The 20978-nt window shown below is 44.2% G+C and carries 17 protein-coding genes, 6 tRNA genes, 2 rRNA genes and 1 pseudogene (1 of these 26 cut by a window edge); all 26 read right to left on the reverse strand.

What is annotated here, in order from left to right:
- Positions 1 to 319 precede the first annotated feature (319 nt).
- A complete protein-coding gene (locus A9176_RS01430; protein WP_077281945.1) occupies positions 320 to 1024 on the reverse strand; it encodes an NAD-dependent protein deacylase in 705 nt (234 codons plus the stop codon).
- A gap of 12 nt (positions 1025 to 1036) precedes the next feature.
- Positions 1037 to 1978, reverse strand: a complete 942-nt coding sequence (locus A9176_RS01435) for a nitrate ABC transporter ATPase (protein ID WP_077281946.1) — start codon at positions 1976 to 1978, stop codon at positions 1037 to 1039.
- The gene (locus tag A9176_RS01440) at positions 1975 to 3189 is read right to left on the reverse strand and encodes a hydroxymethylglutaryl-CoA reductase (protein WP_077281947.1); all 1215 of its coding nucleotides are present in this window, start codon (positions 3187 to 3189) and stop codon (positions 1975 to 1977) included. Before A9176_RS01440 ends, A9176_RS01435 begins: the two co-directional genes overlap by 4 nt.
- A complete protein-coding gene (locus A9176_RS01445) occupies positions 3182 to 4102 on the reverse strand; it encodes an exopolyphosphatase (RefSeq protein ID WP_077281948.1) in 921 nt (306 codons plus the stop codon). The genes A9176_RS01440 and A9176_RS01445 overlap by 8 nt, the downstream gene beginning before the upstream one ends.
- A 156-nt stretch (positions 4103 to 4258) precedes the next feature.
- Positions 4259 to 5276 (reverse strand): annotated as a pseudogene (locus A9176_RS01450) (phosphatase PAP2 family protein).
- Positions 5277 to 5393: 117 nt separating this feature from the next.
- Complete coding sequence (locus A9176_RS01455; RefSeq protein WP_048700636.1) at positions 5394 to 6578, reverse strand: LCP family protein; 1185 nt, start codon at positions 6576 to 6578, stop codon at positions 5394 to 5396.
- 35 nt (positions 6579 to 6613) lie between these two features.
- Positions 6614 to 7291: a metal-dependent hydrolase gene (locus A9176_RS01460; protein ID WP_048700637.1), complete on the reverse strand. Its 678-nt coding sequence runs from the start codon at positions 7289 to 7291 to the stop codon at positions 6614 to 6616.
- Between the two features lie 62 nt (positions 7292 to 7353).
- Positions 7354 to 8607 (reverse strand): aminoacyltransferase, encoded by a 1254-nt coding sequence (locus A9176_RS01465; protein ID WP_077281949.1) that lies wholly within the window; start codon positions 8605 to 8607, stop codon positions 7354 to 7356.
- Between the two features lie 68 nt (positions 8608 to 8675).
- Entirely contained in the window at positions 8676 to 9707 is a 1032-nt protein-coding gene (locus tag A9176_RS01470) for a LysM peptidoglycan-binding domain-containing protein (RefSeq protein WP_077281950.1), read from the reverse strand.
- Between the two features lie 204 nt (positions 9708 to 9911).
- A complete protein-coding gene (locus tag A9176_RS01475) occupies positions 9912 to 10262 on the reverse strand; it encodes an NlpC/P60 family protein (protein WP_077281951.1) in 351 nt (116 codons plus the stop codon).
- Positions 10263 to 10272: 10 nt separating this feature from the next.
- Entirely contained in the window at positions 10273 to 11655 is a 1383-nt protein-coding gene (locus tag A9176_RS01480) for a LysM peptidoglycan-binding domain-containing protein (protein ID WP_077281952.1), read from the reverse strand.
- A gap of 315 nt (positions 11656 to 11970) precedes the next feature.
- Positions 11971 to 12942, reverse strand: a complete 972-nt coding sequence (locus A9176_RS01485; RefSeq protein ID WP_029510304.1) for a beta-ketoacyl-ACP synthase III — start codon at positions 12940 to 12942, stop codon at positions 11971 to 11973.
- A 127-nt stretch (positions 12943 to 13069) separates the two neighbouring features.
- Positions 13070 to 13753 carry a hypothetical protein gene (locus A9176_RS01490; RefSeq protein WP_029510305.1) on the reverse strand — a complete coding sequence of 228 codons (684 nt, stop codon included), beginning with the start codon at positions 13751 to 13753 and terminating at the stop codon, positions 13070 to 13072.
- Positions 13754 to 13826: 73 nt separating this feature from the next.
- A complete protein-coding gene (locus A9176_RS01495; protein ID WP_077281953.1) occupies positions 13827 to 16511 on the reverse strand; it encodes a valine--tRNA ligase in 2685 nt (894 codons plus the stop codon).
- 235 nt (positions 16512 to 16746) lie between these two features.
- On the reverse strand, positions 16747 to 17793 hold the full coding sequence (locus tag A9176_RS01500) for an acyltransferase family protein (protein WP_077281954.1): 1047 nt from the start codon (positions 17791 to 17793) through the stop codon (positions 16747 to 16749).
- Positions 17794 to 17827: 34 nt separating this feature from the next.
- Positions 17828 to 18193 carry a type II toxin-antitoxin system PemK/MazF family toxin gene (locus tag A9176_RS01505; protein WP_029510310.1) on the reverse strand — a complete coding sequence of 122 codons (366 nt, stop codon included), beginning with the start codon at positions 18191 to 18193 and terminating at the stop codon, positions 17828 to 17830.
- A 39-nt stretch (positions 18194 to 18232) separates the two neighbouring features.
- Positions 18233 to 19360, reverse strand: a complete 1128-nt coding sequence (gene alr / locus A9176_RS01510) for an alanine racemase (protein WP_077281955.1) — start codon at positions 19358 to 19360, stop codon at positions 18233 to 18235.
- Positions 19357 to 19767, reverse strand: coding sequence for a holo-ACP synthase (gene acpS, locus A9176_RS01515; RefSeq protein WP_077281956.1), 411 nt, complete (start codon positions 19765 to 19767; stop codon positions 19357 to 19359). Before acpS ends, alr begins: the two co-directional genes overlap by 4 nt.
- 112 nt (positions 19768 to 19879) lie before the next feature.
- Positions 19880 to 19963, reverse strand: a tRNA-Leu gene (locus tag A9176_RS01520).
- A gap of 27 nt (positions 19964 to 19990) precedes the next feature.
- Positions 19991 to 20063: transfer RNA gene (locus tag A9176_RS01525), tRNA-His, on the reverse strand.
- A gap of 2 nt (positions 20064 to 20065) precedes the next feature.
- Positions 20066 to 20139, reverse strand: a tRNA-Trp gene (locus A9176_RS01530).
- A gap of 91 nt (positions 20140 to 20230) precedes the next feature.
- A tRNA-Asp gene (locus A9176_RS01535) sits at positions 20231 to 20304 on the reverse strand.
- A gap of 2 nt (positions 20305 to 20306) precedes the next feature.
- Positions 20307 to 20379 (reverse strand) — tRNA-Val (locus tag A9176_RS01540).
- Positions 20380 to 20382: 3 nt separating this feature from the next.
- A tRNA-Ser gene (locus A9176_RS01545) sits at positions 20383 to 20471 on the reverse strand.
- A gap of 66 nt (positions 20472 to 20537) precedes the next feature.
- Positions 20538 to 20654 (reverse strand): 5S ribosomal RNA (rrf, locus tag A9176_RS01550).
- A 96-nt stretch (positions 20655 to 20750) separates the two neighbouring features.
- Positions 20751 to 20978, reverse strand: a 23S ribosomal RNA gene (locus tag A9176_RS01555); it runs 2683 nt beyond the window's last position.

The raw sequence follows: 20978 nt of genomic DNA on the forward strand, positions 1-20978 counted from the left end.
ATTTTTCATAAAGGGTTTCATTCAACTCAGTTGTTGAAAGCTTATGAAAGGTATCTAACTCGGCTATTTACGCCCTAATATATATTAAATATCCCACTTTTCCCCCTGTTCGTCAACACAATAAAAACGCCGGCCATGGCTCACCGACGTTTTTTTGACGTATCTTTGGCTAAAATGATAAACCTAACTTATAACAACTGGAACCGTAAGCCCTTTCATTAAATAATTACATTTGTGTAACAAAACGTCATTAGTGGCCTTTGATCCCTAAATTTTGCGTTGTCTACGCCACGACATTAAAAAAAGCCAACGCTGTTGGCTATACTGTCAGTGTATCAAAAAAAGTTGTGGCATCCCCAATGATTTGCGTGACGGGATAAGATGTCTCAATCGGTGTCAGATTAATGGCTAATATCGGTGTGCCAGCGACAGCATACTGCAATAGCCCAGCAAAGGGATACACTTGAAAACTCGTCCCGACAATCACAATCAAATCAGCTTGGTTAACCCACGTCACAGCCTGATCAACCTCAAACGGCATTTCTTCATAAAACGTGATCCGTGGCCGCAGTAGCGCCCCATCAGCACGGCGCATACTTGTCAAATACTCAGCCACCGTTGCCGGTTGTTGGTCAACTGGCGCATAAACGTCATACAATGACCCATGAAATCGAATTAAGCGTGATGCTACCGTGTTGGCTTTCACATGTAAATCATCCACATTTTGAGTGATAATGCGTGCTTGGCCTTTTTGGGTAAATTGTGCCATTTTGTCATGGATGACGTTCGGGGCAGCATCCGGGAAATACATATTCTCTTTCATAAATTGATACTGCATTTCCGGTGCCACTTGAAACGCAGTCGCTGACAATAAGTATTCCGGTTGTAATGTATTACCTTGGTATAACCCATTTTTTGAGCGATAATCCGGAATCCCCGATGGTGTGGAAATACCCGCACCAGTCATGAAAACAATGTTTTTAGCCGTATCAAATTGTGCTTGAATTTCTGGTGTGACCAACATCTTGCTCACCCCTTAGCGCCGTTGAATGTATGGCAAAGCAAGCTTATTAAAGAGGTCACCGACTTTCATTTGATAAAGTGCTTTAAAGAATGTCGCTGAATCTTGATCATCTGGCTTTGACACAACAAAGCTATTTTGTGAATCGATTTTTCCCAAGCCAACATAGGCAGACTTCTTTGTTTGGAAATCAATCATTTCTGAATGATAAATCGTAAAGACTTGGCTGACCGGCAATGATAGTTGACGTTCAGATAGGACACTCATTAACGTGACATATTCCTTAGCGTTCACTGTTGGCTTACCCCAAGCTGTTAACACCTCATCGACACCACCAAATAGCGCTGTCATTTGACGCCGGATGTGCCGTGGTTGCTTTAAGTCAGCAGCTAGAATTGGTGCGACCAACTTGGTCGCCGCTGTATACGCCAATGGGTACAGCGTTGCCAATTCGGAAAAGTCTGCCCCACTCGCGTCAGCAAATACAAGAGCGTCTAGCAAAGCCAACAAGCGCCAGAGACTTTCATCATCTAATTCGCCGTTTTCAACCGTTAATTCTGACTTCACACCAGCCAAATAAGCCCGTTGGGTCGCGTCAGTTAAAATCCCTTTTTGTTGTAATTCACGATACGTAATGGCATGTACAACCGTACGGTGCATCCGTGTGGCGATTTGAATGAGTTGCTGATCTAGTGCATCATCCTGGAACGTCAACGCAAAAAATAGTTGTGGTGTTACACCATTAAGCGTCAGTAACATTTTTAATAATTCATTACCAAATAGAAAATCGCTTTCGGTCCCTTCTGCCAATTCAATCAATAAACGATCTTCAAATAGTTCTTGTGACACACGATCAATATGTAGTTCATCGGTCGCCGGACCACCGATACGCGTCATCACCGTCCCTGGATAAAGGTCATTGACCGCCGTTAATAATGTTTGAATTTTTGGATTCATTTTCTCATCTCCCTTAGTAGGTTTGTTGCGATGGCTGCATCTACTTGTTCCGCCGCCTGTAATTGTGTAACCAAAGTGGCAATCTCATCGTCACGTGCACCAACCTGCAAAGCTAGGGCGCGATAGTGCATTTTCATGTGGCCTTTTTGAATACCCCCATCCGCAATCGCTTTGAGTGCCGCCAAATTTTGAGCCAACCCAACGGCCAAAATAATGCCGCGTAGCTCATCAGCCGTTTGCGGTGCCACAATTGCTAAAGCCCGCTGGGCTTGTGGCATTGCCGAAATGGCACCACCAACAGTCCCAACCGAAATCGGCATCGTTAACCGCCCTTCCAAAAAGTCCCCAGCAATGGTCCAGGTCGTTAAGGACTGATAGCGTCCGTTCTGACTGGCAAAAGCATGCCCAGCCGCTTCAACCGCGCGCCAATCATTACCTGTTGCCAGCGTCACCGCCCCGATACCATTAAATAAACCTTTATTTTCAGTTGTGGCGCGATAAACATCTTGATGACCAAATTGACTGAGTTGCACGAGCCGTTTCGCAACTGCCTGGCCGCCAATACTAGCAATCGGCACCCGTCCGGTCACCGTCACACATTGCGCCGTAGCGTAATTTGATAAGATGGCCCCGACAAATTGCGCCTGAAAATCTGCAAATAGCGCTTGCTCAGCTTCTAAAATTGTATTGACAATATTAGCCCCCATGGCATCACGGGTATCAATTGTAAAATCGACACTCACACTTGTAGCCGACACCGCACGGGCGGTCACCGATAGTAACCCACCACCACGCCGATAAATAGAGGGTTTCGCTTCTTGCGCAACGGTAAAAAACGCCGTTTGTTGACGCGCAACAAACGCTGCCAATTCATCATAAGCCACCCCAGAAAATAACAATTGGCCAATGAGTGCTGTTCGCTCTGGCAAACTCACCGCAACACCACCACCTTGATTCAGTAGCTTAGCGCCGTGATTAGCCGCGGCAATCACACTCGGTTCTTCTGTGGCCATTGGCACCGTCACATGTCGATCAGCAACGATAATATCTTTTAGTACCCCCATCGGTACACGAAAATCACTAATATAGTTTTCCACAATTTGTGCATTCGTCGCACTTTGATTATCACGCCACGCTTGCATGGCTTGTTCATCTAAATTCAAAGACGCCAAACGTTCATCTGGCGTCAATTCGTAATATTTTTTAGGCATTATTTTTCATCATTTCTGCAATTAACCCCTCACGCACGCCACTTTCCGAAAAAATAACGCGTGGTGACTGTATCACCGTCATTAAATTTAACAAGGGCAATAGGCCACTGACAATAATATCAGCCCGTGATACTTCCAAACCAGCCATACGTTCCCGTTCTGGCCGACTCATTTGTCGTAAGCGGGAAAAGATTTGTTGTACTTTCTCAATCGACATATCAAACCCTTGTAATGTCGTCGTTGCTTGGTCAGACGACAATTTTTGACCCATCCGCGCCAGTGAGCGATTAGCCCCACCTAACAAGACGACTGGTTGCCCGACATACTTTTTCAGCCAAGATAACGTCTGATATTGGGATAAAATATCATCACATGCCGCGGTAATATTGGCTTGATCGATATCATTTGCCAAATGAAACTTTTCCGATAGCGTGACAGCCCCAAAAGGTAAACTAATGGCCGCTTTATCTTGACCAGCCGATACCCCAATTAATTCAACTGAAGCCCCACCCGTATCTAATATCACGGCATCTTGGATTGGTAACGTTGACACCACACCCAAATAATCATAGTAGGCTTCTTCTTCCCCCGTCAACACGCGAAATTGGAGACCCGTTTCACGTTCAACGCGTGCTAAGAATGCAGCTTGATTTTTCGCCACGCGAACAGCAGCCGTCGTAATGGCAATCACAGTTGGCGCAAACGGTGCATAGACCGATTGAAAATGTTTAAGTGCCGCAATCGTGCGCGCTATGGGCACTTCTTTTAAAATCTGATCTGCTCCCATCCCCTGGGCAATGCGCGTATCTTGTTTTTCACGGATAATTTCCGTATACGTCCCATCTTCGTGTAGTGCTTCCACAACCATTCTGGCTGAATTACTACCGAGATCAACAATAGCTAAATAGCTCATGTGCCTATCCTAGATATAATTTATTACTTACTAGTATAACAAATAAGCCTATCAAACGGGCATTTAAGCATATTACAATCTCGTTATGAAGACGGTTTGGCACAATATTAAAAACGACAGACCTTTATGATCTGTCGTTAGGGTAATGCTGATTGCTTATTCGTAGGATAACTGACGTAATGTTGACTGGTTTTCAACAAAATGTGCCCCGATTAGTCGGCTGGCCGCAAAGATTAATAGGCCGGTCAAAATACTAGAAACCGTCACGTCACTCAACCAATGCGCCCCGATTCGCACGCGGCTCAAGCCAGTCACAATACCCATCGCAATCCCAAAAATCGTCATTTTCTTTTGTGCGGAAATGTTTTCTCGGGGAACAAATAAGGCCAAATACAAGAACAACCAACCCGACATCGTATGCCCTGACGGGAATGAATTATGGCCGTTGGCGCCATTCATATGATACCAAGGCGTAAATTCGCTAAACGCGTGCCCAGAAACGGTGGTCATTTCGTAAGGTCGGAAGCGCCCCCCACAACGTTTTCATTTCGCCAATCATGGTTTGCGCAATGAAGACAGTTGCAATGCCGACAATAGCCACAACAATCAGATAGTTCATATCGTCATCTGACTTTTTGTTCAGCCAATTGGCAAAGATCAGTGATAATACCGCGGTCAAGATAATTGCCAACCCCCAACGTAACGCTTCGGGGTAATTTTGTACCGCTGCGGTATTGTTAGCAATCCCCATTGGGACACCTTTTTGAATATTATTTAACATTGAGAAAGTGTAACTTAGCGCATCTTGCAGTAACGCTAGCATTTGGTTAAATGCCAAGATAAGCATACCGGCAGTCATGATGTACTTAATCACCACATCATCGATCCGGCGCCAAATAAACCACGCAATCACTTCAGCAGAAGTGAAAGTCACGACTTGTGCCCCTTGATCCGCATAGTTTTGAAACAAATTACCAAAAATTGAGTTTTGATTCATGATCACTTGCGTCACATTTTTATCAAAAAATGTTGCGATTACTAATGATAACGCTCCGATAGCTAACAAAACGAGCACCACCCGTTTTTCCGCCGGTGTCGTATGAAAAATGTGCCGTTTGTTTCGTTCACCAAATTGAACGTCGTGGTGTTGTAAAGCATCCCCTGCTACCTGCATGAGCCATCTCCATTTCTTTTATTCAACACCTTTATTGTAACCAAGCATTATCGTTATTACGTCAGCAATATATCTAGAAGACGTAAAAAAACGATTACGTCTGTAATCGTTTTTTGTTTATTGCGGATCTAGTGTTTCGTTAATCACGTTAAGATTTCGCTCAGCAATCCAGTAGTCGGATGCGGGTACCGCACTCCCAAACTGCGTCCCAGTCTTTTTAGCTGGTAAGTCCAGTGATTGTCGTAATTTATTCGTCACACGTTGTTTCTCAGATTCAGGCACCATTTGGTAACTCACCCCAGCATACATGTCACCAACACCTTGCATATGTTCAGACACTTGATTTTTAGTTGCCGGCATATATTTCTTGGCCAGATTCATCAGATCATTGTAAGTCATATCGGTTTCAACGTTGGTTGCAATTGAGGCCATAAACTTGTCGTTCAACAGCGTTGATACACTAGCTGACTTTTTCAGTAATGCTTGCAAAACGAGACGTTGCCGTAACTGGCGACCATAATCGCCTTGCGGATCATCATAACGCATCCGTGAAAATGACAAAGCGGCATTACCATCCATAGTGGTATAGGACTTGAAATTTTTACCGTCCTTAGCATATTCAAACTGTGACTTGCCCTTAAAGTATTTAAAGGTTTCAGGGGTTGTATCTGCTTCCGGCGTATAAGTAAAAGTCAATGGGGAGACCACTTGAACACCGCCAACTTGATCAATCAACTTTTCTAAACCACCCATGTTCACCAACACATAAAAGTCAATCGGCACGTTTAGATAGTTTTGCAAAGTCGTGATTGTCGCACCCACGCCAGCAATTGGAAAGGCTGCGTTTAACTTTTGTGGGAAAGTTGATTCTGCCCCAGCAATGGCGACCATGATATCACGTGGAATCGACATCATCGTCGTTGTTTTCGTCTTTGGGTTCACCGTAATGATCATCATGGAGTCAGTTAAGCCCGTACGATCTCGCTTTAACGCCCCAGTATCAGTCCCTAAGACAAGCATTGAAAACGGCTTTCCCGCTTTCAAGAGATCGGTGACATTACGTGCTTTAGTGACATCAGCACTACGATACATTTTATCCACTGATTTGTGGACGTTACCCAAAATCATAGCAAAGACGATCCCACCAATAATGCCGAGTAACACCACCAGTCCCAATACCCAACGCCACCATTTACGGCGACGGCGTGGCTTTTTTGGTGGCTGCCCGCCACCATTTGGCATCTGTGGTGTTTGTTGCTGTTGTTCACGCCGTGCTGACCGGCTCATGATTTCATTGTCCATACTGGCCCCCAATTAAATATTTAATCATTATACCACTAAAAATTAAAGGGTTGACCAATAGCTGGTTTGAAGCCAACACCATCCGGTAAGTCAGCAATAAAACGTGTCACATCAGCTTTAATTTTTGGAAAAGTATCATAGTGGATTGGCAGCACGTGCGCTGCCGTTAAGAAACTCGCTGCAATCAAGGCATCATCTTGTGTCATTGTATAATAGCCGCCAATTGGTAAAAACGCCATATCAACCGGTTGCCGCAATGCCACCAGTTTCAAATCGGAATACAACCCCGTATCACCTGCAAAATACAATAATTTGCCTTCAATAGTTAAGGCAAATCCTGCCGACATACTAGCATGTCCATCGGTCGTCACCGCATGCCAAGCTGGGTAGAATTTAATTTTAATGGTTGGAGTAAGTTGCACCTCACCGCCAAAATTCGGGGCAATAACTGGTAAATCATTAGTCGCCAAAAACTCATAGTGCGTATCTGCTAAGACAACAATTGTGGCCCCTGTACGTTGTGCAATCGCCAACGTGTCGCCGACATGATCTGCATGCGGATGGGTCACGATAATAAAATCAGCCGCCAGTGTCTCAACTAGTTCATCAGCGTGATTTAAAAAAGGATTTTGCGTGATAAACGGATCCACTAAGATAGTTGTGCCATCCGACACAATTCGTAATGCGGCATGTCCAAAATGTGTCAATTCCATAAAATTGCCTCCTCATACAGATAAAACCAATGATGTCATCGCGACTAATCTCAAAGCACTGTTTAACCGCGTCCTGTTAAACGCTTTAATAACCGATAGAGCCGGTATTTTGTGCCATTCACCGGTAAAATAAAGTCACCGACTAACTGACGCGCATGTCCAGCAAATGCTGTTTTAAAGCCTAACACACCATCAGAACCATCAAACCGACCTGAAATACCATAAAAATTATAAAGCGGTATGCCCTGTGCCACTGCCCGTTGAATCATCGCATCTTGAATCTGATACGGCGCATAATAATCCATATAAGCCTCATACGTGCCAGAATACAAGTAGGTCATTTCCTGTGGTTGCGCAATAAACAGTGCCCCAGCAACAACAACCGTTGCTTGACCAGCGGCTGCAAATTGTTGGTTGGCTTTTTCAACACGCTTAATGTGATGTTGCTTTTGATCATCAAATTCGGCAAATTGGCGCTTAAACTTATCTTGATGCGGGTATTTATCAATTTTTTCTTGAATTTTAGCTAACTTTTGATCCAACGCCGCAATCTTGGCGCTTTCTTCTGCTATGTAACGTTCAAAGTTCAATTCTGCAAAAATAAAGGTGGCATCGTCACCATAATTATCATAAATCGCTTCATAAAACGATAAGTCTTTATCGTGATAATGTAGCCGATCCGCCGTCGTTTGGGTTAACTGCTTAAACGCTGGTAACTCTTCCCGTGATAGTTCGCGCAATTGGATGCCAAACTGCTGATTTTTCTTTAAATAATATTGCGCGTTCTTCGTATAAGATTGGCGAATCGCCCGTTCATTATCTAAGCCAGCTAATGGTTTCACATATTCCCAAGTTGGTGACCCCGTCGTTGACATACCAAATTGGAATGGTTCGTGCGTGAAGCCCGCAGTCGTCATCATCGTTAAGAATTGATCATTTGTACTACCAATTAATTGCCCCTTATCATCCGTATTGGCATAAGTAACATTCGGACGCCAAATGATATAAAGCGCGCCTTGCTTTTTAGCAAAATGACGTACCGACCGGGCGAAAAATGCCAGCAACTCACGATTACTGAAGTCCATCAATGGCCCACGATCAAATAGATAGACCTGTCCAAAACGTGTCATTTCGGTGGTGACTAATGCCGCCGCAACGATTGTGTCGTCATCTTTAACACCCAACAAAAATGCGTCACGCTGACGTTGACGCAAAAGGTGATATTGTAAAACAGATTGCGTATAGCTACCTAATGGCTGCTGTAATTCAAATTGGTTATATTCTTCTGGTGTTAGTGTTGTAAAAACTAATGTCATAAGACTATGATCCTCTAACTACTATTATACAAAAAAAGACGCCAACGAGGGCGTCTTTAAAAATTATATTAGAACTGACCAACGTTAGATACGGCAACAATTGTGCCACCAACAACACCAAAACCAACTGCTGTTGCGCTTGGATTAGTGACCCACATACGATGACCTGGCAAACCATTAACTGTGGTCATGCCCGTTTCGTTATACCAAGCACTGATTACTTGATTAAAACCAAAACCGATAGCAACGACTTCACCATTTGTGCGGAAGTGGTTTGTTGGCAAGCCACCATTTGCAACAGCGTTGTAGGCACGTGATTGTGCTTGCGCTGACAAACCAGCATCCAAAGTTACTGGACGTAGTCCCAATGACGCACGCAATGCGTTCAATGAATTCAACATCGTTGCTGCAGCTGAGTTACCAGCTGTTGAAACTTGCGTTACTTGTGGTGCTGCTGGTGCTGCTGGTGCTGCTGGTGCAGTTGTGCCACCATTAGCTTGATAAGCCAAGTATTCAGCAGCTGTCATAAAGCCATCACGGTTTGTATCAGCCGCTGCAATGTACTTCACATCATCAGGGACACTACCAGAAGCAGCTGGCGCTGCTTGTTGTGTTTGCGCTGGCGCAGCTGGTTGAGCAGGTGCTGCTGCAGGGGCAGTTGCATCAGCAGACAACTTCAATACTTGACCAACCGCGATCAAGTTAATGTTTTGAATACCGTTAGCAGCAGCAAGTGCGGCAACTGACGTGCCGTTAGCAGCGGCGATATGGTTCAATGTGTCGCCAGCCTTCACTGTATAAGTCCCATTAGCAGATGCTGCTGGGGCTGAAACTGCAGGTTGCGTTGCAGCCGGTTGGGCTGGCGCTGAAGCGTTAGCAGTCCCTTCAGTTTGTAATTGTTGCCCAACAAAAATCAAGTTAGGATTTGAAATACCGTTGGCCTTTGCTAAGGCATCAACAGTTGTGCCATTTGCACGTGCTAACTTTGATAATGTGTCACCAGCTTGAACAGTAATTGTATCAGCATTGGCAGTTGCCACACCAGCAACAGCAAATGCGCCGGCAGCAACAGCAGATTTAAGCATAGTAGATGTTTTCATAATATAGGTAACTCCTTAAAAGTTAAAGACTTGATTAAGTATCATTGTTTGAGGTCTTCTCGACAATGATAAGTGTACCAAATTAGCATAACGTAGATGTTGTGCATTCTTTTCACTTCGTTATCAAGAACACAAACATGTCACAAAAAAGTGTTTTAAATGTCTTTTGTGACAATTACATTTCTTTTTGGTTTCAAATCAAATCTAAAGCACTGTGCCAGCAAATGTCGGATACCAACTCTGATTCAGCGTCTGAATCTTAACCTGGGCGTCATTTTCATCAACAGCAATGTAATGGCTGCCGCCAACATAGATGCCAACACTATAAGGCTGTTCAGGAATTCCCCAGAACAGTAAATCGCCTGGTCGTGTATTTTCAACGGTATTGAGTTCATACACATCATAAAGCAAATCATTCAAGTCTTGTGACCAATGACCCGTTTGACCATCAGCTTTGATGTTGGACGTGTTCATGACAAAAGCAACAAACGCACCTGAGGACTGGTATGTTTTCCCCAACTGCGTTAGTGCGATATCTAGCCAATTATTAGCCATGCGTCATATATTAATATTGACCGGCGTCAGATACACCGACAATTGTGTTACCCACAATACCAAAGCCAACAGCTGAGGCACGTGCGTTAGCAACCCACATTTTGTGTCCAGGTGTACCATTTGTGGTCATGTTGGTTTCGTTATACCAAGCGTTGATCACGGTACCAGCACTCCAACCAATGGCAACAACTTCACCATTTGTACCGAAATGATTCACAGGTAAACCACCATTGTCAACTGCATTTTGGGCACGCGCTTGGGCACGCGCTGACAAACCAGCATCCAAACGAACAGGCGCCAAACCAAGCGCTGCACGCTTTGCGTTCAATGAGTTCAAAATCGTTTGAGCAGCTGAAGAAGCGACTGGTGACGCTGCTTGTTGTGTTGAAACGTTTGTCACACGGGCAGCTGGTTGTGCAGGTGTAGCCGTTGCGCCACCATTAGCCTTATAAGCTTGGTATTCAGCAGCTGACATGAAGCCGTCTTTATTTGTGTCAGCAGCAGCAATGTAAGTCACATTTTCAGGCACACTAGCTGCTGCTGGCGCTGCTTGTTGTGGTTGTGCAGCAGCGGCTGCTGCGCCACCATTAGCTTGGTAAGCTTGGTATTCAGCAGCTGACATGAAGCCATCCTTGTTTGTATCAGCGGCAGCGATGTAAGTCACGTTTTCAGGAACACTAACTACTGGTGCTGCTTGTTGTGATTGTGCGGCAGCCGCTGCTGCGCCACCGTTAGCTTGGTAAGCTTGGTATTCAGCAGCTGACATGAAGCCATCCTTGTTTGTATCAGCGGCAGCGATGTAAGCCACGTTTTCAGGAACTGTCACTGTTTCGACTGGCTTGGCAGCTGTTTGATTCACATCACCACCATTTGCCTTAAATGTGTTGTATTCGTCAAGTGACATGAAGCTGTCTTTGTTAGCGTCGGCAGCAGCGATGTATGTCAAATCTTGCGCTTGTTCAGCTGCCGTTACTGTTGGTGCAGTTGCTGCTGGCGCTGCTTTCAATGCCAATGTTTGACCAGTCACGATCAAATCAGTTGCTGACAAACCGTTCAATGCCTTAAGTGTCGCCACATTCACACCTGTGTGTTCGGCAACCTTTGACAATGAATCACCAGCTTGCACAGTATAAGTTGTGCCATCAGCTGAAATCGCTGCTGGCTTTGTGTCAGCAACTGTCAATGTTTGTCCGGCAATAATCAAATTTTGATCACTAATATTGTTTGTCTTAGCTAATTCATCTGTTGTTGTGTTATTTGCTTGAGCAATACCACTCAAAGTGTCGCCTGCCTTAACTTCCACTGTATCAGCTGAAGCAGCAGCGTGACCGCCAACAAGTGCTGCAACACCTGCAGCTGTTGCCAACATTGTTTTCTTTAATTTGTTAACCATTGCGATATTTACTCCAAAGATTTAGATTTCATTATAATTATTAATTTTTAGATTTGTCTTTATACAAATCTTAAGAACATTTACTAGTATAACTGTCGAGTATAACGCCAATATTGATCAAATTTATCAATCATGTAACTTTGTTACAGAATCATTACAAACGCCGAAAAACCCTATGATACCAACATTTATCGCCCCTAAAATTCAAATTTTGCGTGCCTTTTTGGACAAAAAAACACCATAATTCGGTTCATTTTTGATCCGATTACGGTGTTTTTTTAATCTTTTAATTTATTAGGCGTCTTAACCTTTTCTTTAAAATTCCAAAAGTAAGCTACCATAGGTGAACCCAGCGCCAAATCCAGTTAATAACACGCGCTTACCGGTAAGATCAACTGCTTGATTGAGTTCATCTAACCCAATGGCAATCCCTGCTGACGATGTGTTCCCGTTATGCACCACGTTTGTCGCAAATTTCGCCATTGGTTCATCAAGGGCATTGGCAATGTATTCAATCAAACGCAAATTCGCTTGGTGCGGAATAAAATAATCCACATCCGCTGGCGTTAAGTCGTGGCCGGCCAAAAAATGACGAATATGTTGTGGAATGCGGGTTGTGACTTCATCATAAACCGCGCGCCCCATTTGTGAAAAAGCGTCAATTTTTGGATAATTGTCAGCTGACAATGTCTTCAAAGGGGCGATGCGACCCGAATGGACCACATCGGCATCTCCAATTGTGTGCATCTCTTCACCGGCAACCACACCATCATCCGCAACAGCTGTCAACACCACAGCGCCTGCACCGTCACCAAAAAAGACCGTGCTTGTTCGGTCAGTAAAATCCATCATTTTAGAATTGACTTCAGCTGAAATCACCAAGGCATTACGATACATCCCCGAACGCATAAACTTATCTGCAGTACTGAGTCCGAAAACAAAACCAGCACAAGCGGTCATAATGTCATACGCCCAGGCATTCTCCGCTTTTAAATTACGCTGCACTAAAGCAGCAGTCGATGGCGCTAAACCATCCGGTGTAAACGTCGTGACAATAATTAAATCAATGTCTGCTGCCGTCAGCGACGTTTTAGCCAATGCGCGTTCTGCCGCTTTTGTGGCCAAATCACTGGTATTTTCACCTTGTAATGAAATATGTCGTGTTTTAATCCCTGTGTGTGATTGAATCCAATCATCACTTGTATCCATAATTTCAGCAAGATCATCATTCGTCACAATATCATTTGGGACATAATGCGCACTTGCTAATATTTTACTTCCGGGCATCGTTATTTCCCCTCTAAACAGCTGTAACGGGACATATCATTTATCAAATTCAGACCTATTGGTCGTCACATTGACAAACGTTACCACGTTACACCCTCTTTTTATACTTATATTATTGTAGCGGATTTTATATAATACGCAAGTTGTTTGCCGTATCATGCCATATCATCGTTGTCTGAACTGATTGCGTATTATGCCAGTTAAACATCTCATAAACACTCATCGCTAAAACATCCGTTGATTCAAACACAGCCTGTAACCGACTGCCAACGGGTAAAATACCTAATAAATCCCGCCACAACTCGTGTAACGTCGTGACATCATCCCCAAATGTCCATTGGAGTTCATAATCTTCACCAGCTTTAAAGACTAATATTGCGGCAACCACATGTTGTTTTGCCAATCTCACAATACTATACTCAGGATCAAAATCTTGATGACCAAAGAGCCATTTGTCATAGTCAACGTTTGCTACTGGTGGATTGAAACGATGCGTGCGTTCATAATGATCACGCAATAATAGGACGAGTTCTGTTTGTAAATCACTGTCTAAATCAGCCACCGGCACCACCGGTTCGCCAGAAAAATCTCGAATATTTAATGTCGCAACATAGGTTTGACTCACACTTTCAAATCCATTATCAGCCAAAAATCCCCGACTGATTGGATTAGCAACAGACGCTATGAGTCCCTTTTGTTGTTGACGGGCACGTGCTTGTAGTGCCCAAAGTGTGGCCGCATCAAGATCATCTACTTGCGTGAGTTGATCGTACTGCGGATGATCAGGATCGGAAATAACAGTCATTGTCATAGGCTTTATCCTGTCTCTATCAAGTCACCAACCAAAAAGTCAGTTCAGAAATCTGAACTGACTCTTTAATGGTTTACTTAGTTGCCTGTAAGGCTTGTAAACGTTCTTGTGTCGCAGCTAACTTTGCTTGCCAATCGGCTAGCTTTTCTCGTTCAGCGGCAACAACGGCTTCCGGCGCTGAGTTGACAAATTTCTCATTGCCTAACTTGCCTTCAGCACGCTTTACTTCGCCAGTGAACTTCTTCACTTCACCTGACAAACGCGCAATTTCTTCATCAATGTCAATCAATTCAGCTAATGGCACATAAATTTCGGCCCCTGAAATAACTTGTGACATCGCCAAGTCTGGTGCGACAATATCGGCACCAATCGTTAATGACTTTGGATGCGCAAAACGATTGATATAGTCCGCGTTATCTTGGAAAATCTGCACCAAGCCAGCATCTGCTGTCTTAATCAACAAGTCAATTTCTGTTGACATTGGTGCATTGGCTTCTGAACGAATATTACGTACTGCCACAATCAAGTCTTGCAATGACTTAAAGGCTTTTTCAGCCGCCACATTCGTTAATTCTTCGTGGACAACTGGGTAACGGGTCACAGAGAAGTCCGCGTTTTGACCCGCTTGAGCTGGCATTTCTTGCCAAATGGCTTCCGTGACAAATGGCATAATCGGTTGCAAAAGACGTAATGTTTGGTCAAGGACATAGGCCAATGTTTGTTGTACTGGCGCCTTATCCCCGTCACCGTTCAACGTTTCCTTTGTCATTTCAATATACCAATCGGCAAAGTCTGACCAGATAAAGTTATACAATTCACGGCCAGCTTCACCAAATTCAAACTTGTCAAAGTTACGGGTCACATTTTCAACGGTCGTGTTCAAACGTGACAAAATCCATTGATCAGCCAGCGTTAACTTGTCCAAATCAGGTAATGTTGATGGGGTATCTTCTGACAAATTCATGATGACATAGCGGGAAGCATTCCAAATCTTATTGATAAAGTTCCAGGCAGCGTCCATCTTGTCATACGTGAAACGCACATCTTGCCCTGGCGTTGAACCGGTTGCCAAGAACCAACGCAACGCATCGGCACCATACTTTTCAATCACGTCCATTGGGTCAACACCGTTGCCCAATGATTTTGACATTTTACGGCCCTCACCATCACGAATTAAACCGTGAATCAAGACATTTTTAAATGGCCGTTGACCAGTAAATTCTTTTCCTTGGAACATCATCCGGGCTACCCAGAAGAAAATGATGTCATAACCCGTTACCAACGTGTTGGTTGGATAATAACGGGCATAATCACCAGTCGTATCTTCTGGCCAACCCATCGTTGAAAATGGCCACAAGGCTGAACTAAACCAAGTGTCTAAGACATCTGGGTCACGTTCCCAACCTTCGCCTTCAGGCGCTTCCGTACCCACGTAGATTTCTTCTTGGTCAGTGCCCTTATGCTTGTACCAAGCCGGAATTTGGTGTCCCCACCAAAGTTGACGTGAGATGACCCAATCGCGAATGTTTTCCATCCAACGCGTAAAGGTATCTTCAAAACGTGCTGGGATAAATTCAACTTTTTCATCCGGATTTTGTTGCATTGCCAACGCTTGTTCAGCCAATGGCGCCATTTTCACAAACCATTGCGTTGATAAGCGTGATTCAACCGGCACACCAGTCCGTTCAGAATGACCAACGGAGTGCACAATTGGTTCAACATTTAACATGTAGTCACCAGCTTCCAGATCTGCCACAATCGCTTGACGTGCTTCAAAGCGTTCCATCCCATTGTATGGGCCAGCCAATTCGTTCAAATGGCCATCATCAGTCATCGTGTTGATCCGTTCCAGATCATGGCGGTTACCCACTTGGAAATCATTTGGATCGTGCGCGGGCGTGATTTTAACCATCCCAGTCCCAAAGTCTTTTTCAACGTATTCATCGGCAATAATTGGAATTTCACGGCCGACAAGTGGCACCATGACTGTCTTGCCAATTAGGTCCTTATAACGCTCATCACTTGGATGAACGGCCACAGCCACATCACCAAACATCGTTTCTGGTCGTGTTGTGGCAATTTCGATGTAATCTTTGCCATCAAATGTTGTCCCATCAGTGAATGGATACTTCACGTGATAGAATGCGCCTTCATCATCTTGATAAATAACTTCGATATCCGATAAAGCTGTTCGTGCTTGTGGATCCCAGTTAATGATATATTCACCACGATAGATTAAGCCTTTATTATAAAGGTCAATAAAGACTTTGTTGACAGCCTTGTTCAAGCCCTCATCTAACGTAAAACGTTCGCGGTCAAAGTCGAGTGACAGCCCCATCTTACCCCATTGTTGCTTAATCGTGGCTGCGTATTCATTCTTCCAGTCCCAGACTTGTTCGACAAACTTTTCACGGCCCAAGTCATAGCGTGAGAAACCTTCACCACGCAAACGTTGTTCCACTTTGGCTTGCGTAGCAATACCGGCATGATCCATACCAGGCAACCACAATACATCCAACCCTTGCATTTTCTTTTGACGAATAATCATGTCTTGCAGCGTTGTATCCCAAGCATGACCCAAATGCAACTTCCCCGTGACATTTGGGGGTGGGATTACAATGGCATAAGGTTCTGGTTCTTGTCCCTGAATGGCTTTGTTAGATTCTGGTGCAAATAACTTTTTTTCTTGCCAATGGTCATAACGGCCTGCTTCAACAGCCGTTGGGTCATATTTTGTTGACATATCAATGTCGCGCATAGTATTCTCCTTTTGTTGATGATACAAAAAAATCGTCCTAAAAATAATATTAGGACGATTTTCACCGTGGTACCACCTGTATTGCTGATCGTCTGTTTTTAACACAATAATCAGCCACTCTTATTATTCAACTTGTTAACACTTAGCAACCTTGGGCATTAACATGACTGATTCACAGCACCATCAGCTCTCTGGGCATGTATTTGCTTAATCCTCTAAGATAAGCATTATCTTACTAGAATTTCAGCTGTTCGTCAAGTCCCTGCTTAGGTGACGCTATTTGACGTATATAGGCTACCGGATTAAACACTGCATTTAGTAGCGGCCATTTTCTCGTCCCATAAATCACCATGAGGCTGGTTCCCCAGGCAAAAGTAACCAACAACACTAGCAACAACGCATAGTAGTTAACACCTAGTTTTAGCAGGAGTACTCGCCCAATCGAAGCCATCGGTGCGTGCACCAAATAGATAATCAGTGAATACCGCCCATACGTTGTAAAGTATCGACTCACAAACCCACCACGATTTTTTTGATACAAAAAAAGAAATAGTGGCACACTAGCCAATTTAGCCCAGACATCAGTTGTCGTCATCATATCGGTCGTAAACCAATCATGCCCTTGGTGCATTTGCCAAGCTAACCCACCAACAAACAAGAGACCACTCAAACTGACGGTTAACCAATGTGTCAACCAGGTCGGGCGTTGCTTGAAGACATAGCCGATATAAAAACTGCTCGTCCACATCAAAACGCCCGTTAAAGCATAAGGCAATGCTGTCGTATGCGTGACGGCAAGCCACAAAAATAAACTATAACTGATGCCTTGGATAAGGCGCGATAAACGCAATAATGTCAGTAAGCCGACAACCCCATACACAAAAAACAACACATACAAATACCAGAGATAGCCGATAGGTAGCGCATAAATATGTGCTAAATCTTGCCATGAGTTCAGATGATGTACAGCCTGTGACCCGTGCTGCAAACAGACATAAAGCACTGAAAAAATGACATATGGCACTCCGAGATTCACGAGTTTTTTCCCGATACCGATAATATATTGTTGGCCATTTTGCGGCGGTGTATAAACATAGCCAGATAACGCAAAAAAAACTGGCATCACAACTGTAAATAAGACCCCCATGATATTGGTCGAAATATTTTGTTGTGCTGGAAATTGTCCTGTTTTATACACACCTTCAACAACATGAACAATGACCACCAAAAAGATGGTGACGCCTTTGGCAAAATCTAACCATGCAATTCTTTTCGCTGCCACAGCAACTCCTTTATTTACCAGCGAGTGACCACCATTACTTAATCCCGATACTAATCCGTAAGGCTTGGGCAACTTGTTGCATTTCGTGTGAATTAGCGTTAAGATGCGCAATTTTATCACGTAATCGTCGCTTATCAATTGTTCGCAACTGTTCAGCTAAAATCACGGAATCACGTTTAATGCCACCTAAATGTGCCGGTAGCAAGACATGCGTGGGTAATTTTGGTTTAGAAATTTGTGACGTGATAGCGACAACAATCGTTGTTGGCGAATTAGCATTCCCCACGTCATTTTGCACGATAAGTACTGGCCGTACACCAGACTGTTCGGAACCAATACCTTGCTTCAGATCAGCATAGAATACATCACCACGTACCACTGTTTGATAGGCTTCTTTCATTATTATTCTCACTTACTATGTACGCGCTCATAGCGCTTTTCATTGATAAATTCTTGGTAATCTCGGTCCAAAAGTTGTTAAAATCTCATGCGGAATTGTCTGTGCATACTGGGCAAAGTCTTCGACCGTGATTTCAGCATCACCATCTTGACCAATTAAGGTCACCACTGTTCCCACTGGATAGTCACGATCTAAGGTAATTACAATTTGATCCATCGTCACGCGCCCAATCACTTTTTCTGCATGACCATTAACTAATACAGTCATCCCACCCATTCGTCGAAGATAACCGTCAGCATACCCAATGGGTAAAGTCGCAACCCATTGCGGTTCTGTCGCTGTATAAGTCGCGCCATAACTGACTGATTCACCTGCTTGTAATTGGTGAACCGCCCCAATTCGTGACTTTAACGACAATACATTTTTAAGTGCTACTGGCATAGGTAATTCTGGTGCACCTGGATTATAGCCATACAGCACCGAACCGACCCGAATTGTGCCAGTCTCAATTTGATCATGATGCCACAAGGCAGACCCTGAATTTGCTAGATGCCAATATTGTTTTGGAATCCCAACAGCAGTTACCCAAGCGTTAAAATTCGTCACTTGTTGATCATAATAGGTTTGATTGGTATCATCAGCTGTTGCAAAGTGGGTAAAGACGCCACTCAGTTGCAAACTTGGAGTATTTAACACCTTATCATACATTTCCTGCAACGCTGCCTCAGAGTGGGCCCCCATGCGTCCCATTCCTGTATCAACTGCTAATTGGATCATGAGCTGATCGTCTGAGCTAAGCAACTGTTCAGCCTCATATAACCATGCCAAAGTCCCAACAGCCGGTGTCAACCGCTGTGACACCATCACTGGCACATATTGCACGTCTTGAACGCCTAGTAGGACAATATTAAAATCATCGTATGGTACTTGCTGACGTAATGCCACGCCTTCAGCAATCGTGGCTACGGCAAAGTCACGTACTCCAATTTCATACAACGCAGTCGTCACTGCTACTGCGCCGTGACCATAGGCATCAGCTTTGACTACAGCAATTAGACGCGTGGCGCCAGCATGCGCCATAATCTGTTTGGCATTATATTGTATCGCTGCTAAGTCGACTGTCAGCCACGATGGCCGCATCATTAGCAACTCATTACTATTTGTCATGACAAAACTCCACGTTTCGGAAATAGCTTTAAGCTCACTCTTTCCCAGATTGTTAGCCGTTCAATCACAACGACTGTATTGACGAAATCACCACTATGCGTAATCGCCACGTGTATCGTATATGGGAAATTTTTAACCAGCATAACCGGTCGCCCATTTTCCTCGTTTAAAATCTCAATATCGTGCCAATGGACTTTAGTGCCAATACCGTAGCCAGTAGCTTTTGAAAAAGCTTCCTTCGCAGAAAAACGCCCGGCAACGAATTCATGATAGTGTTTACCATGACGTTCACTTGCCTGGCGACGTTCTGCATCAGTCAAAATTGTCGTCATAAAATTTTCTTGACGTGTTACAATTTGCCCAACGCGACTAATGGATTCTGTATCATTTCCAATACCAATTATCATATTCCTATTGTAACAAAATGTCCACCATTCACCAAGTAGCAAGCAGATCTTAACAGTGTTAATAATCAATACAAAAATAAAAAGCAGTATCATCATGATACTGCTTTTGCGATGCCGTCGGTGGGAGTCGAACCCACACGGTGTTGCCACCACTGGATTTTGAGTCCAGCGCGTCTGCCAATTCCGCCACAACGGCATAATATAAACCCTACTGGCTTATTAGGGCGGTAGAAGGGGATCGAACCCTCGCATGCTGGATCCACAAACCAGTGTGTTAACCACTTCACCACTACCGCCATGGCAGGGATAGAGGGAATCGAACCCCCATCAACGGTTTTGGAGACCGCTATTCTACCGTTTAACTATATCCCTACATTTATAAATCTCAGCTAAACGCTGATATAACATGGTAAGGAATCGCACCTTACATAACACTGGATTGTTCATGTTTGTCAGTAATTAGCGGTCACAGCGGGGCTCGAACCCGCGATCTCCTGCGTGACAGGCAGGCGTCCTAACCAGCTAGACCATGCGACCAATGGACGCTACAGGGATCGAACCTGTGACCCCCTGCTTGTAAGGCAGGTGCTCTCCCAGCTGAGCTAAGCGTCCATATGGAGAGGAAGGGATTCGAACCCTCGAAACAATTCCTTGCTTACATGGTTTCCAACCATGCTCCTTCGGCCAGACTCGGACACCTCTCCGAAATCTTCCGTTCTCTCTCTTTATATAAAGCAAAAGCACTCTTCTCAGAGCACTTCCTATGTACGGCATCGCATCTTCCTATCCTCGCAGCCAGCGATCCGGCAACTACTTTCGGCGTGATAGAGCTTAACTTCTGTGTTCGGAATGGGAACAGGTGTGTCCTCTATGCTATCGACACGACACCTTTGAGTTATTCACTCAAAACTAAATAGTATCAAATTCTTCTTTTAAATTGAACCACTCATAATCTTGCTTGTTGTACATTCCTGTACTAGACTTTGGTTAAGTCCTCGACCTATTAGTACTAGTCCGCTACATACATCACTGTACTTCCACTTCTAGCCTATCTACCTCATCATCTCTAAGGGGTCTTACTTCATAAAGAATGGGAAATCTCATCTCGAGGCGAGTTTCACACTTAGATGCTTTCAGCGTTTATCTCATCCAAACATAGCTACCCAGCGATGCTCCTGGCGGAACAACTGGTACACCAGCGGTTTGTTCAC

This window comes from Leuconostoc garlicum (assembly GCF_001998805.1).
Taxonomy (GTDB): domain Bacteria; phylum Bacillota; class Bacilli; order Lactobacillales; family Lactobacillaceae; genus Leuconostoc; species Leuconostoc lactis.

Bases quoted from the DNA above. Each gene is read 5' to 3' on its own strand.
- A9176_RS01490 (WP_029510305.1), bottom strand. From the start codon at position 13,753: ATGACAATGACTGTTATTTCCGATCCTGATCATCCGCAGTACGATCAA.
- A9176_RS01475 (WP_077281951.1), bottom strand. From the start codon at position 10,262: ATGGCTAATAATTGGCTAGATATCGCACTAACGCAGTTGGGGAAAACA.
- A9176_RS01505 (WP_029510310.1), bottom strand. From the start codon at position 18,193: ATGAAAGAAGCCTATCAAACAGTGGTACGTGGTGATGTATTCTATGCT.
- alr (WP_077281955.1), bottom strand. From the start codon at position 19,360: ATGACAAATAGTAATGAGTTGCTAATGATGCGGCCATCGTGGCTGACA.
- acpS (WP_077281956.1), bottom strand. From the start codon at position 19,767: ATGATAATTGGTATTGGAAATGATACAGAATCCATTAGTCGCGTTGGG.
- A9176_RS01440 (WP_077281947.1), bottom strand. From the start codon at position 3,189: ATGCCTAAAAAATATTACGAATTGACGCCAGATGAACGTTTGGCGTCT.
- A9176_RS01470 (WP_077281950.1), bottom strand. From the start codon at position 9,707: ATGAAAACATCTACTATGCTTAAATCTGCTGTTGCTGCCGGCGCATTT.
- A9176_RS01435 (WP_077281946.1), bottom strand. From the start codon at position 1,978: ATGAATCCAAAAATTCAAACATTATTAACGGCGGTCAATGACCTTTAT.
- A9176_RS01480 (WP_077281952.1), bottom strand. From the start codon at position 11,655: ATGGTTAACAAATTAAAGAAAACAATGTTGGCAACAGCTGCAGGTGTT.
- A9176_RS01465 (WP_077281949.1), bottom strand. From the start codon at position 8,607: ATGACATTAGTTTTTACAACACTAACACCAGAAGAATATAACCAATTT.
- A9176_RS01445 (WP_077281948.1), bottom strand. From the start codon at position 4,102: ATGAGCTATTTAGCTATTGTTGATCTCGGTAGTAATTCAGCCAGAATG.
- A9176_RS01485 (WP_029510304.1), bottom strand. From the start codon at position 12,942: ATGCCCGGAAGTAAAATATTAGCAAGTGCGCATTATGTCCCAAATGAT.
- A9176_RS01460 (WP_048700637.1), bottom strand. From the start codon at position 7,291: ATGGAATTGACACATTTTGGACATGCCGCATTACGAATTGTGTCGGAT.
- A9176_RS01455 (WP_048700636.1), bottom strand. From the start codon at position 6,578: ATGGACAATGAAATCATGAGCCGGTCAGCACGGCGTGAACAACAGCAA.
- A9176_RS01495 (WP_077281953.1), bottom strand. From the start codon at position 16,511: ATGCGCGACATTGATATGTCAACAAAATATGACCCAACGGCTGTTGAA.
- A9176_RS01430 (WP_077281945.1), bottom strand. From the start codon at position 1,024: ATGTTGGTCACACCAGAAATTCAAGCACAATTTGATACGGCTAAAAAC.